At 65.8% G+C, this 12,439-nt stretch carries 11 protein-coding genes; 6 read left to right on the top strand and 5 right to left on the bottom strand.

The window, feature by feature from the left end:
- The first annotated feature begins 4 nt into the window (after nt 1-4).
- Entirely contained in the window at nt 5-778 is a 774-nt protein-coding gene (locus tag HH800_RS14945) for a peptidylprolyl isomerase (protein WP_004211219.1), read from the top strand.
- Between the two features lie 25 nt (nt 779-803).
- Entirely contained in the window at nt 804-1,832 is a 1,029-nt protein-coding gene (gene queA, locus HH800_RS14940; protein WP_169861549.1) for a tRNA preQ1(34) S-adenosylmethionine ribosyltransferase-isomerase QueA, read from the top strand.
- A gap of 10 nt (nt 1,833-1,842) precedes the next feature.
- Here queA and HH800_RS14935 read toward each other — a convergent pair whose 3' ends face one another.
- Nucleotides 1,843-3,342, bottom strand: coding sequence for a glycosyltransferase family 39 protein (locus HH800_RS14935; protein ID WP_169861548.1), 1,500 nt, complete (start codon nt 3,340-3,342; stop codon nt 1,843-1,845).
- 219 nt (nt 3,343-3,561) lie between these two features.
- Nucleotides 3,562-4,707, bottom strand: coding sequence for a BamA/TamA family outer membrane protein (locus tag HH800_RS14930; protein WP_235681893.1), 1,146 nt, complete (start codon nt 4,705-4,707; stop codon nt 3,562-3,564).
- A gap of 372 nt (nt 4,708-5,079) precedes the next feature.
- Between HH800_RS14930 and HH800_RS14925 the strand changes: the two genes are divergently transcribed.
- On the top strand, nt 5,080-5,925 hold the full coding sequence (locus tag HH800_RS14925) for a hypothetical protein (RefSeq protein ID WP_169861547.1): 846 nt from the start codon (nt 5,080-5,082) through the stop codon (nt 5,923-5,925).
- On the opposite strand, the gene HH800_RS14920 is transcribed toward HH800_RS14925, so the two are convergent.
- Nucleotides 5,922-6,794, bottom strand: coding sequence for a LysR family transcriptional regulator (locus HH800_RS14920; protein WP_169861546.1), 873 nt, complete (start codon nt 6,792-6,794; stop codon nt 5,922-5,924). The genes HH800_RS14925 and HH800_RS14920 overlap by 4 nt on opposite strands.
- A gap of 85 nt (nt 6,795-6,879) precedes the next feature.
- Between HH800_RS14920 and HH800_RS14915 the strand changes: the two genes are divergently transcribed.
- Entirely contained in the window at nt 6,880-8,025 is a 1,146-nt protein-coding gene (locus HH800_RS14915; protein WP_169861545.1) for an acyl-CoA dehydrogenase family protein, read from the top strand.
- Nucleotide 8,026: 1 nt separating this feature from the next.
- On the opposite strand, the gene HH800_RS14910 is transcribed toward HH800_RS14915, so the two are convergent.
- Nucleotides 8,027-8,365: a DMT family protein gene (locus HH800_RS14910; RefSeq protein WP_004211232.1), complete on the bottom strand. Its 339-nt coding sequence runs from the start codon at nt 8,363-8,365 to the stop codon at nt 8,027-8,029.
- 39 nt (nt 8,366-8,404) lie between these two features.
- Between HH800_RS14910 and HH800_RS14905 the strand changes: the two genes are divergently transcribed.
- Nucleotides 8,405-10,006 carry a carboxyl transferase domain-containing protein gene (locus HH800_RS14905; RefSeq protein WP_169861544.1) on the top strand — a complete coding sequence of 534 codons (1,602 nt, stop codon included), beginning with the start codon at nt 8,405-8,407 and terminating at the stop codon, nt 10,004-10,006.
- 26 nt (nt 10,007-10,032) lie between these two features.
- Here HH800_RS14905 and HH800_RS14900 read toward each other — a convergent pair whose 3' ends face one another.
- Entirely contained in the window at nt 10,033-10,377 is a 345-nt protein-coding gene (locus HH800_RS14900; RefSeq protein WP_235681892.1) for a DUF559 domain-containing protein, read from the bottom strand.
- Between the two features lie 166 nt (nt 10,378-10,543).
- Here HH800_RS14900 and HH800_RS14895 point away from each other — a divergent pair, with 166 nt between their 5' ends.
- Nucleotides 10,544-12,385, top strand: a complete 1,842-nt coding sequence (locus HH800_RS14895) for an acetyl/propionyl/methylcrotonyl-CoA carboxylase subunit alpha (RefSeq protein WP_169861543.1) — start codon at nt 10,544-10,546, stop codon at nt 12,383-12,385.
- Nucleotides 12,386-12,439 lie beyond the last annotated feature (54 nt).

Below are 12,439 nucleotides of genomic sequence, written 5' to 3'. Positions count from 1 at the left end.
TCGCATGCGTTTCACTTCCGCGCTCAAGACCGTGGCGATCGGTTTCGCCCTCACCGCGTCCAGCGTGGCCTTCGCCCAGGGTGGCGGCGGTGGCGGCGGCGGTGCCGAGGAAATGAAGAAGGCGGAGACCGCTGCGAAGGCGGAGCAGAATGCCAAGTCACTGGGCGCCCAGCTGACGCCGCAACTGCCGCCGGCGACCATTCCGGCCGACCCGCAGAATATCTGGGATCTCGACCTGTCGAGCGGCGGCCGCGTGCGCATTCAGCTGCGCCCGGACATCGCCCCCAACCATGTCGAGCGGATCAAGGAACTGACCCGCCAGGGCTTCTACAATGGCCTGAAGTTCCACCGCGTCATCCCCGGCTTCATGGCCCAGGGCGGCGATCCCAAGGGTGACGGCACCGGCGGTTCGACGCTGCCCGACCTCAAGGCCGAGTTCAACCCGATGCCGCATCTGCGCGGCACCCTGTCGATGGCCCGCGCCCAGAGCGAGGACAGCGCCAATAGCCAGTTCTTCATCGTGCTGCTGCCGCGCATGCAACTCGACAAGAAATATACCGTCTTCGGTCGCGTGATCGAAGGCATGCAATATGTCGACGCGATCCATGAGGGCGAACCGCCGGCCGACCCGACCGTGATCCTGCAGGCCTCGATCGAGAGCGACGGCAAGCCGCCGGTGCTGGCACCGCCGCCCCCGCCGCCGGCGCCCGAACCCGCAGCGCTGCCGTCGAAGAAGCCGGCTGCCCCGGCCAAGAAGCCCGCCCCCAAGAAGAAGTGAGTTTGCGCCCGGAAGGGCCGTCGTCATGCGTGTAGACCTGTTCGATTTCGATCTGCCGGCGGAGAATATCGCGCTCCGCCCGGCCAGCCCGCGCGATTCGGCGCGCCTTCTGCTCGTGCCCGGTGACGGCGCGATGGAGGATCGCATCGTGCGCGACCTGCCATCGCTGCTGCGCGCGGGCGATGTGCTGGTCTTCAACGATACCCGCGTCATTCCCGCCCAGCTGGAAGGGATGCGGGGCGAGGCGCGGATCGGTGCGACCCTGCACAAGCGGCTGGGCCTGCGCCAGTGGCAGGCCTTCCTGCGCAATGCCAAGCGGGTGCGCGATGGCGACCGGATCGATTTCGGTGCGGGCGTGACCGCGATCGCTGGCCCGCGCGACGAGGATGGCGGCGTCACCCTCGATTTCGAGGGCGAGGAACCGGTCGAGATCCTGCTGGAACGGGCCGGGCGCATGCCGCTGCCGCCCTATATCGCCAGCAAGCGCGCCACCGACGAGCGTGACCGCAGCGATTACCAGACCATGTTCGCGCGCGAGGATGGCGCGGTCGCCGCCCCCACCGCCGCGCTGCACTTTACGCTCGACCTCACCGCCGCACTGGCGCAGGCCGGCGTGCTGACCGAAACGCTGACCCTGCATGTCGGTGCGGGCACCTTCCTGCCGGTCAAGGCGGACGATACCGACGACCATCGCATGCATGCCGAATGGGGCAGGATCGATCAGGACACGGCCGATCGCCTGAACGCCGCGCGCGCGGCCGGCGGCCGGATCATCGCGGTCGGCACCACCTCGCTGCGCCTGCTTGAAAGCGCGACGGGGGAGGATGGCGTGATCCGTCCCTTCGCCGACGAAACCCGCATCTTCATCACGCCCGGCTACCGCTTCCGCGCGATCGACGGGCTGATGACCAATTTCCACCTGCCCAAATCGACCCTGTTCATGCTGGTAAGTGCCTTGATGGGCCGCGATCGGATGCAGCAGGTCTACGCCCATGCGATCGCCACCGGTTATCGCTTCTACAGCTACGGGGATTCCTCGCTGCTGCTGCCGTGACGGCGATCGGTCATTGCTCCGGTCGTTTGACGCAGGCGATGCTGCCGACGATGTCGGTGCGGGTGCCGCGGTTGCAGTGCCAGGACGGGTCATCCTGCAATGTCGGCGGATGGTCCTTGGCGGCCGAACGATAATGGGCATTATATAGCCAGATCAGCGCGGGGCGGCCGCCTATGGCATGGGCGCGCAATATTGCGTTCGGATCGGCCCTGCGATCTACGACCAGCGGTTCCACGGGCACGTCCATTCCGGCCCGTGTCAGGAAATAGCCGCCGATGGCCGCAAGCGATGCGCGGTCCATGATCTTTGCCGAGGGCGAATCCCATAGGAACAGGACGCGGTCGGGCCGTTCCGCGCGGATGAAGTCGCTGCCCTGTTCATAGCCGTAGATCGTTCGGTCGCCCAGTTCGGTTCGCATCAGCGCGGGGTTGAGGACGGGCACCATGAAGGCGAAAGCCATGCCCAGTGCGGCATGAACGGGACGCGGCGTGCGCTGGATCAACAGGGTCAGGCCCAGCATTGCGCTTGGCACCAGTGGCACCAGATAGCGGTCGGTCAGGGACGGCTGGAACAGGCTGACCAGGATCGCAATGGCAAAGCCGATCACCGCCGTCAGTGCCGTCAGCGGCAACGGGTCGCTGCCGCTCGATAGGATAGCGGATTGCCGGCGCCGCATATGGATCGTCGCGACGATGACTAGCGCGATGACCGCGAACAGGGCGACGATATTCTGCGCACCCAGGACGAAGGCCAGGTTGAGCATCGCTCGGAACAGGCTGGTAGGATCATACCAGGCGACATCGTCGCGCGCATAGTCTGCCAGCCGGGGCAGATGATAGGCGAACCAGCCAAGACCGGGTGTCGCCACGATCATCGCCGGCCACATCCGCGCCAGGTTCAGGCGATGTCGGTACAGCAGCACCAGTATCTGGCCCAGGATCAGGACGGCGGCATAATAATGGGTGAGGAACATCAGTGTTCCAAGCCCGACCCAGAGCATCGCCCAGCGCCGCGTCAATCGCTCAAGCAGGTGCGCGACGGTCAGGCAGGATGCGGTCGACAGCACCATCATCAGGCCATAGCCGCGTGCGTCCACCATGATGCCCAGATTGGGCGGCCACAGAAAGAGGAGGGCGGCCCATGTCCAGGCGCCGGTGCGACCAAGCGTGCGCGGGCGCCAGAGCAGCGGCAACAGGGCGGCGACGAGGACGAACAGGATGGAGGGGAGGCGCAGCATCAGATTGCTGTCGCCGAACAGCGTCACCCAGCCTGTCAGCAGCAGATAATAGAGTGGCGGATTGCAATCGAGCCAGGCCTCGCGCCAGAAGGACGACCAGTCCGGTCGCGTCGCGATCATCCCGCTCCAGGTTTCATCGAGCCACAATGGGGTCGTGTTCGCCAAGCTTAAGCGCATGCCGACCAGATAGAGGGCGCCAAGGAGGAAGAAACTGCCGGTCAGCAGGATGATCGGTGTCGCGGGCAACCGGCGCGCGGCGGAAATCTCGGGCAAGATCGGATCCTCGGATGAATTGCGAGGACAGTGGTTTGTCATGGTTAATATATGGATAAGTGAGGGCGGGCTTCGTGATCGGGGGCGGTGTCGCGGCCAGCGAGGATGATGTGATCCGCCCTTTCGCCGAGGAAAGCCGCACCTTGGTCGCGTGGCGCTATCGCTTCTACAGCTATGGGGGATGCCTCGCTGCTGCCGCCGCAAGGTTGAACCTGGCGGCTAGAAGGCCTCCGCAATCCCGACATAGACGGCATGATCGTCCTTTCCCGCCGCAAGGTCGACGCGCAACTGCACGTCATTGCTGCGGAAAGGACGATAGCGCAGGCCTATGCCGCCGGCCGGCAGCAGCTTGCCCTTGTCGATGATCGTGCCGGCCGATGGCGCGATGCCGCCCAGCCCGACAAAGGCGGTAGCGCCCCAACGGCCGCTGACATGCTGGCGCCATTCGGCCTGCGTCGCCCAACTGGCCTTATCGCGATAGCGACCGGTGACATAGCCGCGCAGATCGTTGTTCGCGCCGAACAGGCACAGATCATAATAAGGGGCGTTGCCACCCGCGGCACATAGCGCCCCCCGCAATGCGATCACCGTGCCGGCGCCGATCGGCAGATAGCTGTTGGCGGCCATCTGCAACTTGTCATGGCTATAGCTGTCGCCCAGCGCGCGCAGGCCGAACAGCCAGTTGGCGCTCAACATCACGCCGCGATGCGGTTGGGTCGCGCTGTCGCGCGTATCATAGGCAAAGCTGGGGCCGATCGCAGACAGGTTGCTGTTCATGGCGTCGAGCGGCGGCGCCGGCAAGGATTCGGCCTCCGCCTCTTTCAGCCGCGCGTCGGTGGTGCGCAGGCGGTAGCGGATGCCGGCATAGCCGCGCGGGAAGACGCGCATCAACGCCTGCAGGTCGATGTTGAACTGCTTGCTGTCGATCTCGCTATGTGCGCCGCGGTCGCCGGCCGTCGCGCCGATCCCATAATAGTCGTTGCGATCGTCGATATAGGAGAGGCTGGCGCTGAAGCGCAGCCGATCCTTGTCGAACGACATGGAATGAAAGGCGCCGAGGCCCCTGGTCCCGCGCGAGGTGTAGATGACGCCGCCGGCACTGATCCATTGCTGGGGCGCGGCATTGGGATTGTAGAAGGCGATGGCACCTGCGGCGAGGCCGGTGCCGGTTGCCGGATTGGACAGCGGCACGGGGGCGAAGAGGATCTGGGGCTTGCGGGTGGTGGAGGGCGCCGTGGTGCCTTCAGCGGGCAGGGCGCGTGACAGGCTGTTCGCATCGGTCTCGCTCTGGGCCATTGCCATGCCCGCTGACAGGCAGGGGACGGACGTAAGCGCCACGCATCCGAGGCGATAGCGCCGGATCATGCCGGGGCCTGTGGGAGAGGCGGGCGGATGGCCATGCGCTATCCATCCCTCATCTCCGGCAGAGGAACCATCGGGACAAACACTGAAGCATGGCCGGCGATCCTGCGCGGCTTCATGTTAAAGCCGTCGAATTGCGCCATGACGTTCGGGGGAATGCGAGCGGACGGATGCAGGGCAGGGCATGCGCAAGCGACTGAAATGGCAATGCCCCCACATGTCGATCGCTTTGCGCTCTCGCCTGACTATCGTCATGGAAACCCGGCGTCGACCGGTCACCACTAGGGATAATCCCTGAGCCATGCCGGTGTTTCGCCCGATGGCTCCCGGCCCCCCAAACGGGACATGTTGCCCTCGATACACTGAGGGGGTCATATGGCCAATCTGGCGGAATTTCTGGACAAGCTGCCCATCCTGCTGGTCGGGTTTCTGATGCTGGCGACCATGACGCTGACGGCGACGGCCGGCTATGTCCTGCGGCGGCGCGTGCGGCTGATGCTGACGCACAAGGGCGCCAAGGAAGAAGGTGGGGCGGAGGGCTATATCGTCTCCGCCGTGATCGGTCTGGTTGCGCTGCTGCTGGGCTTCACCTTCGCGCTGGCGGTTGGCCGGTTCGAAACGCGCCGGGCGCTGGTGCTGCAGGAAGCCAATGCCATCGGCACCAGCTATTTGCGGGTCCAGGGCCTGCCCGAACCGCATCGCACGCGGATGTCGCAGATATTGGTCAACTACACCAATAATCGCGTCGAACTCGGCACAGCCAGCCCCGACAAGATGGCGCCCTTGATCGTCGCCAGCGATCGGCTGCTGGTCGAGCTATGGGCCGGCACGCTGGCGGCGACCGATGCGATCGGCAATTCCGCGCTGGCCTCCTCGCTCCATTCGACCGTCAACGAAGTGATCGACATGGACAGCGCGCGCAAGGCGGCGCGCAAGGTGCGGGTGCCGGGCGAGGTGTTCCTGGCGCTATGGCTCTATATCGCGGTGACCGCGGGGATGCTGGGCTATGCCCGGTCGGAAACACAGGGGCGGATGCTGGCGGGCATATTGTTCCTGCTCTTCACCATGTCCTACATGCTGATCATCGATATCGACCGGCCGGCGGGCGGCAATATCGTCGAAAGCCAGGGGCCGATGATCGAACTGCGCGAGACGCTGAAGCAGCAGCCGCCCGGCACCTTCGACATCTGGCGCAAGCCGGTCGCGACGCCGACGACCTAGGCGCGACGGAACGCCACTGCCAATGCACGGAGCATCGGCGGTGGCGTGTCGCGCAGGGGAATGGCGCGCGGGCCATGGAGCAGGCCGATCGTCCGCCGCTCGCCAAAGTCGCGCAGCGCCGCGCGCGCCATGCCGGGCCATTGATAGCCCAGCGGCATCACCGTGACGCCCAGGCCCGCCGCCACCATCTGCATCACCCGCTCGTCATTGGTCGATCGATAGGCGAAATGCGGGCGGATGCCGCGATCGACGAAATAGCGGCTGGTCGCCGACAGCGCTTCGCAATGGCGGCGCACGATCATCGTCTCGCCCGCCAGTTCCTCCGCCGCAATCGTCTCGCGCCCGGCCAGACGGTGATCGGCGGGAAGGGCCAGGCCATAGCCTTCCTCCGCCAGTGGCTGCGCCGCATAGCGGTCCTCCGCGCCCGGCCGCACCAGGGTCAGCGCCACGTCGATCCGCTCGGCATCCAGCCGCCCGAGCAGTTCGCGCTCCGATCCTGGAATAAATTCGACCCGGCCGCGCGCCTCGGCCGGGCAGGCGGCGACCGCTGCCGCCACCGGCGCGCCGGCGATGCTGGTCAGCAGGCCGATGCGCAGCGTCTGGATTTCGGCCGTCTGCGCGCCCGCCTGTTCGGCTAGGTTGAACTCGCGCTCGATCCGCCGCGCGTGGCTCAGCAGGCGACTGCCGGCCTCGGTCAGTTCGACCCGCTGGTTGCTGCGCAGGAACAAGGGCGCGCCGACGGCCTGTTCCAGCTTGGCGATGCCGACCGACAGGGTCGGCTGCGACACCAGGCAATGCGCCGCCGCACGGGAGAAATTGCCCTGGTCCACGACCGCCAGGAAATAGCGCAGCAGATAACGTTCGATCATAGATGGAAACTATACACTCCTGCCCGTGGTTTCAATTTTTCCCTTGCCGCGTTCAGGACTAGGGTGCGGCGCAGGAGAGATGCCAATGACCGACTTCGATTTCGCCCTGGGCGAGCATGCGGACATGATCCGCGAAAGCACCGCCCGTTTTGCCGCCGATCATATCGCCCCGTTGGCGGCGGAGATCGATGTCAAGGACTGGTTTCCCCGCGAGCTGTGGCCTGCCATGGGCGCGCTTGGCCTGCACGGCATCACCGTGGACGAGGCGGATGGCGGCCTGGGCCTGGGCTATCTGGAGCATGTGGTGGCGCAGGAGGAAGTGGCGCGGGCCTCCGCCTCCATAGGTCTCAGCTATGGCGCGCACTCAAACCTCTGCGTCAACCAGATCCGCCGCTGGGGCAATGACGCGCAGAAGGCGCGCTATCTGCCCAAGCTGATTTCCGGCGAGCATATCGGCAGCCTCGCTATGTCGGAAGCCGGCGCCGGGTCCGATGTCGTGTCGATGAAGCTGAAGGCCGAGAAGAAGGGCGATCGCTACGTCCTCAACGGCACCAAATTCTGGATCACCAACGCGACCGAGGCGGACACGCTCGTCGTCTATGCCAAGACTGGTGAGGGCTCCAAGGGCATCACCACTTTCCTGATCGAGAAGGGCTTTGCCGGCTTCTCGATCGGCCAGAAGATCGACAAGGTTGGCATGCGCGGCAGCCCGACCGCCGAACTGGTGTTCGACGATTGCGAAGTGCCCGAGGAAAATATCATGGGGCCGCTGAACGGCGGCGCCGGCGTGCTGATGTCGGGCCTCGACTATGAGCGCACCGTGCTCGCCGGCATCCAGCTCGGCATCATGCAGGCCTGCCTCGACACGGTGCTGCCCTATGTTCGCGAGCGCAGGCAGTTCGGCAAGCCGATCGGCGCGTTCCAGCTGATGCAGGCCAAGGTCGCCGACATGTATGTCGCGCTCAACAGTGCGCGCGCCTATGTCTATGCCGTGGCGCGCGCCTGCGACGCGGGCAAGACCACGCGCTTCGACGCGGCCGGCGCCATCTTGCTCGCCAGCGAAAATGCGATGAAGGTCGCGCTGGAAGCGGTGCAGGCGCTGGGCGGCGCGGGCTATACCAGGGACTGGCCGGTCGAACGCTATATGCGCGACGCCAAGCTGCTCGATATCGGCGCCGGCACCAACGAGATCCGCCGGATGCTGATCGGCCGGGAATTAATTGGGGCGTGATTCAGCTCCGCCCCACGAACAGGAAGCCGACCGCCGCCATGATGCAGGCAAAGGCAGCCGCGTGGCGCCAGTGGAGCGGTTCGCCCAGCACCGTCACCATGAAGATGCCGAAGATCACGAGGGCGATGGCTTCCTGCGCGATCTTGAGTTGTCCGGCGGACCAGCCATGGGCAAAGCCGATGCGGTTGGCGGGCACCGCCAGGCAATATTCGACGAAGGCGATCGCCCAGCTGATCAGGATGACCAGCATCAGCGGTTTGTTCATGCCGCCTTTGAGGTGCCAGTACCAGGCGGTGGTCATGAACAGGTTGGAGAGGATGAGGAGAATGATGGTGGGCATGGATGCTCTGTGGCACGCGGACGCCGGGAAGGCGAGGGCATGAGCGCACCGGTTCTGGACAGCAAGCTGTCGCCCGATAGCGAAAGCTTCCGCGCCAATGCCGCGCATAATCGCGCGCTGGCGGAGGAATTGCGCGCCAAGGTTGCCGACGCGGCCTTGGGCGGATCGCCGGCCGCGCGGGACAAGCACACCGGGCGCGGCAAGCTGCTGCCGCGTGATCGCGTCGAACGGCTGCTCGATCCGGGCTCGCCATTCCTGGAGATCGGCCAGCTCGCCGCCAATGGCCAATATGGCGACGAGGTGCCGGGCGCCGGCATGATCGCCGGCATCGGCCGGGTGTCGGGGCGCCAGGTGATGATCGCCTGCAACGACGCCACGGTGAAGGGCGGCACCTATTACCCCGTCACGGTGAAGAAGCATCTGCGCGCGCAGGAAATCGCGCTCGAAAACCGGTTGCCCTGCATCTATCTGGTCGACAGCGGCGGCGCCAACCTGCCCAACCAGGCGGAGGTCTTCCCCGACCGCGACCATTTCGGCCGCATCTTCTATAATCAGGCGAACCTGTCGGCGCGCGGCATTCCGCAGATCGCCTGCGTCATGGGCAGCTGCACCGCCGGTGGCGCCTATGTCCCGGCCATGTCGGACGAGACGGTGATCGTCCGCAACCAGGGCACCATCTTCCTCGCCGGCCCGCCGCTGGTGCAGGCGGCGACGGGCGAGGTCATCAGCGCCGAGGATCTGGGCGGCGGCGACCTGCATGGTCGCAAGTCGGGCGTGGTCGATCATGTCGCGGACAATGACGAGCATGCGCTGTCGATCGTGCGCGATATCGTCTCGACCCTGCAGCCCGATCGCCAGAGCGACCTCAACCTGCACGACCCGCGTCCACCCAAGTTCGACCCGGCCGATCTTTATGGCATCATCCCGCAGGATGTGCGCGCCCCCTATGATGTGCGTGAAGTGATCGCGCGGATCGTCGACGGCAGCGAATTTCACGAGTTCAAGCCGCTATACGGCACCACGCTCGTCTGCGGCTTCGCCCATATCTGCGGCATGCCGGTGGCGATCCTGGCGAACAACGGCGTGCTGTTCAGCGAAAGCGCGCAGAAGGGCGCCCATTTCATCGAACTGGCCTGCCAGCGCCGCATTCCGCTGCTGTTCCTCCAGAATATCTCCGGCTTCATGGTCGGCGGCAAATATGAGGCGGAGGGGATCGCCAAGCATGGCGCGAAGCTGGTGACGGCGGTGGCGACGGCGCAGGTGCCCAAGGTCACCGTGCTGATCGGCGGCAGCTTCGGCGCGGGCAATTATGGCATGTGCGGCCGCGCCTATCAGCCGCGCTTCCTCTTTACCTGGCCCAACAGCCGGATCAGCGTGATGGGCGGCGAACAGGCGGCGAGCGTGCTGGCGACCGTCCACCGCGACGCGTCCAAATGGACGCCGGAAGAGGCCGAAGCCTTCAAGGCGCCGGTGCGCCAGAAATATGAGGATGAAGGCAATCCCTATTTCGCGACCTCGCGCCTGTGGGACGATGGCGTGATCGACCCGGCCCAGACGCGGGATGTGCTGGGGCTGGCCTTCGCCGCTGCGCTGAATGCGCCGGTGGACGAACGCGCGCAATTTGGCGTGTTCCGGATGTGATCGGGGTGGAGGCGATGTCGCCCCTTTCATTCCTCCCCGAGCTTGTCTCGGGGAGGGGGACCGCCCGGCGCAGCCGGGTGGTGGAGGGGCAGGCGTGCGTGCGCCTCCGCGACGATCCCCGTCATGACGGCATCGAGGTCATTCAGCACATCGCGAGCGGCGATGCGCAAAGTCGCAACCTCCGCCGCGGCGAACCACGCATCGCGCGCGGCATCATGGCACTGCCTGGCGCTGTCGTCATGCCCGCTGCCATCGATCTCGATGGCCAGACGGGCATCCATGCAATAGAAATCGAGAATATAGGCGCCGCTTGGATGCTGGCGACGAAATTTCAGTCCGCCCGGTCGCTGCCGCAACGCTTGCCAGATCAATATTTCGGGCAGGGACATCGTTCGCCGCAACTGCCGCGCCGTTCGCGTCGCGCGCTTTCCTGCCTTGGGCGCCCGGTCTCTCAGCATCGCACCATTACCCCTCCACCATGCTTCGCATGGTCCCCCTCCCCGAGACAAGCTCGGGGAGGAATAACCGGAGATGTCCATGCTTGAATCCCTCCTCATCGCCAATCGTGGCGAAATTGCCTGTCGGGTGATCCGCACCGCGCGGCGACTGGGTATCCGCGCGATCGCGGTCTATTCCGATGCCGACGCCGACGCGCTGCATGTGCGCGAAGCGGATGAGGCGGTGTATATCGGCCCGTCGCCGGTGCGCGAATCCTACCTGGTCGGTGACCGGATCATCGCGACAGCGAAAGCGACAGGCGCGCAGGCGATTCACCCCGGCTATGGCTTCCTGTCGGAAAATGCCGAATTCGCGCAGGCGGTGATCGACGCGGGGCTGATCTGGGTCGGCCCCAACCCGTCCTCCATCACCGCGATGGGCCTGAAGGACGCGGCCAAGGCACTGATGCAGGATGCCGGCGTGCCCACCACGCCGGGCTATCTGGGCGAAGACCAGTCGCCTGAACGACTGGCGGCGGAGGCGGATGCGATCGGCTATCCTGTCCTCATCAAGGCGGTCGCCGGCGGCGGCGGCAAGGGCATGCGCAAGGTCGATGCCGCGGCCGACTTCGCCGACGCCTTGCTGTCCTGCCGGCGCGAGGCGGCGTCCAGCTTCGGCAATGACCAGGTGCTGCTGGAAAAATGGATCACCAACCCGCGCCATATCGAGGTGCAGGTGTTCGGCGACAAGCATGGCAATGTCGTCCATCTGTTCGAGCGCGACTGTTCGCTCCAGCGCCGCCACCAGAAGGTGATCGAGGAAGCCCCGGCACCGGGCATGGATGAAGCGACCCGCGCGGCCGTGTGCCAGGCGGCGGTCAATGCGGCCAAGGCGGTCGACTATGTCGGCGCCGGCACGATCGAGTTCATCGCCGACGGATCGGACGGGCTACGCGCCGACCGCATCTGGTTCATGGAAATGAACACCCGGCTTCAGGTCGAACATCCCGTAACCGAGGAGATCACCCGCCAGGATCTGGTCGAATGGCAGTTGCGGGTCGCGTCGGGCGAACCGCTGCCGCGGACGCAGGATCAGCTGTCGATCAATGGCTGGGCTATGGAAGCGCGCCTCTATGCCGAGGATCCGGCCAAGGGCTTCCTGCCCTCGATCGGTACGCTCGACACGTTCGAGCTGGGCGGCGGTGCGCGCATCGATACCGGCGTCGAGGAAGGGGCGGCGATTTCGCCCTATTATGATCCGATGATCGCCAAGCTCATCGCCCATGGCGACACGCGCGACGCGGCGCGGCTGCGGCTGGCGGCGGCGCTCGACGATACGGTGATCTGGCCGCTGCGCACCAATGCGGGCTTTCTGGTCAAGGCGCTGGAGAATGCGGATTTCGCGGCGGCCCGGCTCGACACTGGCCTGATCGCGCGGGAGGGCGACGCGCTGTTGCCGCCGGCCGATCCGTCCGACGCGGCACTGGCCGACGCAGCCGCGGCGCTGACGCCGGGCGGAGCGCTGGCGGGCTTCCGCCTCAATGCGCCGGTCCGGGCGGAGGCGAATTTCCTGCTGAACGGCCATGCCCATGCGGTGCGCTATGATCCGCGTCTGGGCGACGCCCGGCCGCTGGAGGATGTGCTGATTGCCGAGGGCGGGCAGGTCTGGGAAATGACGCCCTGGCGTGTTGTCGGCGGCGCCGGTGGTGCAGCATCCGACGGCGCGATCCTGTCGCCCATGCCCGGCCGCATCATTGCCGTGGCGGTGACGGCCGGACAGGCGGTGACCAAGGGGCAGAAGCTGATGACGCTCGAAGCGATGAAGATGGAGCATAGCCTGGTCGCGCCGTTCGACGGCGTGGTCGCAGACCTGAACGCGGCCGAGGGCGGGCAGGTGAGCGAGGGCGTACTGCTGGCCCGGATCGATCATGGCGAGGATTGAGCCGATCCGGCTTCATGGAATGATAATTGCACTATTGTGCATATTTATATAGAG

The organism is Sphingobium yanoikuyae, from assembly GCF_013001025.1.
GTDB classification, from domain to species: Bacteria; Pseudomonadota; Alphaproteobacteria; order Sphingomonadales; family Sphingomonadaceae; genus Sphingobium; species Sphingobium yanoikuyae_A.
Note: the sequence above shows the minus strand (reverse complement) of the source record. Positions and strands in the feature narration are given on the sequence as shown.

Bases quoted from the DNA above. Each gene is read 5' to 3' on its own strand.
- HH800_RS14945 (WP_004211219.1), top strand. From the start codon at position 5: ATGCGTTTCACTTCCGCGCTCAAGACCGTGGCGATCGGTTTCGCCCTC.
- HH800_RS14930 (WP_235681893.1), bottom strand. From the start codon at position 4,707: ATGATCCGGCGCTATCGCCTCGGATGCGTGGCGCTTACGTCCGTCCCC.
- HH800_RS14895 (WP_169861543.1), top strand. From the start codon at position 10,544: ATGCTTGAATCCCTCCTCATCGCCAATCGTGGCGAAATTGCCTGTCGG.
- HH800_RS14905 (WP_169861544.1), top strand. From the start codon at position 8,405: ATGAGCGCACCGGTTCTGGACAGCAAGCTGTCGCCCGATAGCGAAAGC.
- HH800_RS14925 (WP_169861547.1), top strand. From the start codon at position 5,080: ATGGCCAATCTGGCGGAATTTCTGGACAAGCTGCCCATCCTGCTGGTC.
- queA (WP_169861549.1), top strand. From the start codon at position 804: ATGCGTGTAGACCTGTTCGATTTCGATCTGCCGGCGGAGAATATCGCG.
- HH800_RS14915 (WP_169861545.1), top strand. From the start codon at position 6,880: ATGACCGACTTCGATTTCGCCCTGGGCGAGCATGCGGACATGATCCGC.
- HH800_RS14920 (WP_169861546.1), bottom strand. From the start codon at position 6,794: ATGATCGAACGTTATCTGCTGCGCTATTTCCTGGCGGTCGTGGACCAG.
- HH800_RS14910 (WP_004211232.1), bottom strand. From the start codon at position 8,365: ATGCCCACCATCATTCTCCTCATCCTCTCCAACCTGTTCATGACCACC.